Below are 2,756 nucleotides of genomic sequence, written 5' to 3' on the forward strand. Positions count from 1 at the left end.
GGTCGTGAGCCCGGTGGCTGCCCAGGCAATGGGCCTGGCAGCGGGTTCGCGATGAGCCGCGCAACGAGCTCCCCGATGAGCTTCGGGATTGCGGCGCGGCCCGCGCACGAGGACGGGTAAAATACCCGCCACTTCTCCTATCGGCTCGCTGCGAGACCCCCCATGTCCACCTTCATCCAGACACTCAACGACGCCTGGCAGCGCACGAACTCGCTGCTGTGCGTCGGCCTCGATCCCGAGCCCGGCAAATTCCCGGCCGCGCTCGCCGGCCGCGCCGACGCGATCTTCGACTTTTGCCGCACGATCGTCGATGCAACCGCACCTTTCGCATCGTCGTTCAAGCCGCAGATTGCCTACTTCGCGGCGCACCGCGCCGAAGACCAGCTCGAGCAACTGATTGCGCATATTCACGAGAAGCATTCTGGCGTGCCGGTGATTCTCGACGCGAAACGCGGCGACATTGGCAGCACGGCCGAGCAGTACGCGCGTGAGGCATTCGAGCGCTATCGTGCGGATGCGGTGACGGTGAATCCGTATATGGGCTTCGATTCCATCCAGCCGTATCTGGAGCACGCGGGCAAGGGTGTGATCGTGCTGTGCCGCACGTCCAATCCGGGTGGTTCGGATCTGCAGTTTCTTGAGACGGCGGGCCGTCCGCTGTATCAGGTGGTCGCGCAACTGGCGGCGGAAAAATGGAACGCAAGCGGCCAGCTCGGGCTGGTGGTGGGCGCGACGTTTCCGAAGGAAATCGAAGTGGTGCGAGGCATCGTCGGCGACATGCCGTTGCTGATTCCGGGGATCGGCGCGCAAGGCGGCGATGTCGAAGCCACCGTGCAAGCGGGCCGCACCGCAGCGGGCACCGGCATGCTGATCAACTCGTCGCGCGCGATTATCTACGCGGGCAAGGGCGAAGACTTCGGGGCAGCGGCCGCGAAGGCCGCGCAGGAAACGCGCGATCGGATCAACGCTTATCGGTGAAGCGGTTGCGGTTCGTGGTTGCGTTTGCAGTCGTATTCGCGGTTGCGTTCGCGGTTGCGTTCGCGGTTGCGTTATTAATCGCGAGCGACCTGGTTTCGGCTGATACCGCTTAGTCTGGCGCCCGCACAGGCCCGAGCCGCGCAATCATCTCCGCGTGCTCGGGATACGCTCGCTGCAGCGCTCCGACATCGGCTAGTTCGAACTCGCTGAATTCAAACCCGGGCGCCACCGTACATCCGACTAGCGCAAACGCCGCTGGGTCCTCACACTCTGCCGCGAACCACAAGCCGGCCGGCACGACCGCCTGAAACACCGTACCCGGGTCGCTCAACGGATTACCTAGTCGATGGGTCGTTAGTTTGCCGGCTTGATTGAGCACGTGAACATTGAGCGGTGTGCCGGCGTAGAAATGCCAGACCTCATCGGAGCGGATCCGGTGCCAGGCGGAGTGCGCACCGTCGCACAGCAGGTAATAGATCGCGGTGGACGCGGAGCGGGTCTCACCCGATCCCGCGCGAGTCACTTGTGCACCTGACCGATATGTCTCACGGAAAAAGCCGCCTTCCGGGTGCGGTTGTAGATCGAAGCGACGGATCAGGTCGTCTCTGGCAAGCTCGGGAATGGTCATAATGGGCAGGCTCAATAGAGCGCGCTTTCAGTCAGCTTAAGCCTTGATCAGCTCAATTCAGCTTTGATCGCCGTTGGCGCAAACCGGGATGAAAGGCAACAAACCAGGCCAACCGCATCAACGCCTCTTAACGTTCGCGCTCATCAAGCAGCGCCAGCACGCCGCGCAGCGCGTGAGCGGCGGCCTGCACGCGGATCCTCTCGCGGTCGCCCTTGAACACCACCGTCTCCACGGACGTATGCAGGCGGTTGCTCCAGCCAAAGGACACTGTCCCAACCGGTTTATTCTCAGTGCCGCCGCCCGGGCCCGCTACGCCTGTGATGGACACAGAAACCTGCGCGCGACTATTGCGCAGCGCGCCCTCAGCCATCGCGCGGGCCACGGGTTCGCTAACGGCGCCGTGCTTGTCGATCAGATCGGCAGGCACGCCGATCATTTCGCACTTGGCCTGATTGGAATACGTGACGAAACCCCGTTCGAACCAGCCGCTGCTGCCGGAGATGTCGGTGATGGCGGTGGCGACCATGCCGCCCGTGCAGGACTCGGCTGTGACGAGCATCAGGCGTTCGTCGCGCAACCGGTTGCTCACGCGGATCGCGAGTTGGTGGACGACGGTGTCGGTAGGCATGCGGATATCCGAAAAGCGTGGAACGATCAGACTGACATGCGCCAAAGCGCAATCACCAGCAAGGTGAAAAACGCCGCGACCAGGTCATCAAACATAATGCCAAAACCGCCTTTCAGTCTGCGGTCGAAGTAACGAATGGGCGGCGGCTTCACCATGTCGAAGAAGCGGAAGACCACGAAAGCCCACACCTGGTCGGTCACGGTGGCCGGCGTCACCATCAGCAGGACCAGCCAGAATGCGACGATTTCGTCCCACACAATCTGCGATGGGTCGTCGACGCCTAGCCGCTTCGCCGTGAAGGCGCTGATGGAAATGCCCGCCAGGAAGCCCACTACGATCAGCACGCCCCAGTCGAGCACGGTCAGATAGCGGTTGAGGACGTCGAACGACGCCCACGCGAACAGCGTGCCGACCGTGCCCGGAGCGACAGGCGACAAGCCACTGCCGAAGCCCAGCGAGATCATATGCAGCGGATGCGACAGCATGAACTGCGCGGTCGCCCGGCGCGGCCTGGCGGTTGGC

The 2,756-nt window shown here is 63.1% G+C and carries 4 protein-coding genes; 1 reads left to right on the forward strand and 3 read right to left on the reverse strand.

All coding sequences use genetic code 11. The annotated features are described in order from the left end of the window. The first annotated feature begins 162 nt into the window (after window positions 1–162). Window positions 163–978, forward strand: coding sequence for an orotidine-5'-phosphate decarboxylase (gene pyrF / locus WCA85_RS00155; RefSeq protein WP_424060920.1), 816 nt, complete (start codon window positions 163–165; stop codon window positions 976–978). Window positions 979–1,087: 109 nt separating this feature from the next. Here pyrF and WCA85_RS00160 read toward each other — a convergent pair whose 3' ends face one another. From WCA85_RS00160 to WCA85_RS00170, 3 genes are all read right to left on the reverse strand, one after another. Then, a complete protein-coding gene (locus tag WCA85_RS00160; protein ID WP_424060923.1) occupies window positions 1,088–1,606 on the reverse strand; it encodes a cupin domain-containing protein in 519 nt (172 codons plus the stop codon). Between the two features lie 127 nt (window positions 1,607–1,733). After that, window positions 1,734–2,234: a CinA family protein gene (locus WCA85_RS00165; RefSeq protein WP_424060921.1), complete on the reverse strand. Its 501-nt coding sequence runs from the start codon at window positions 2,232–2,234 to the stop codon at window positions 1,734–1,736. A 26-nt stretch (window positions 2,235–2,260) separates the two neighbouring features. After that, window positions 2,261–2,756: phosphatidylglycerophosphatase A family protein (locus WCA85_RS00170; RefSeq protein ID WP_424060922.1), on the reverse strand; the 496-nt coding region annotated here is incomplete at its 5' end.

The organism is Paraburkholderia sp. (genome assembly GCF_049581445.1).
Classification (GTDB): domain Bacteria; phylum Pseudomonadota; class Gammaproteobacteria; order Burkholderiales; family Burkholderiaceae; genus Paraburkholderia.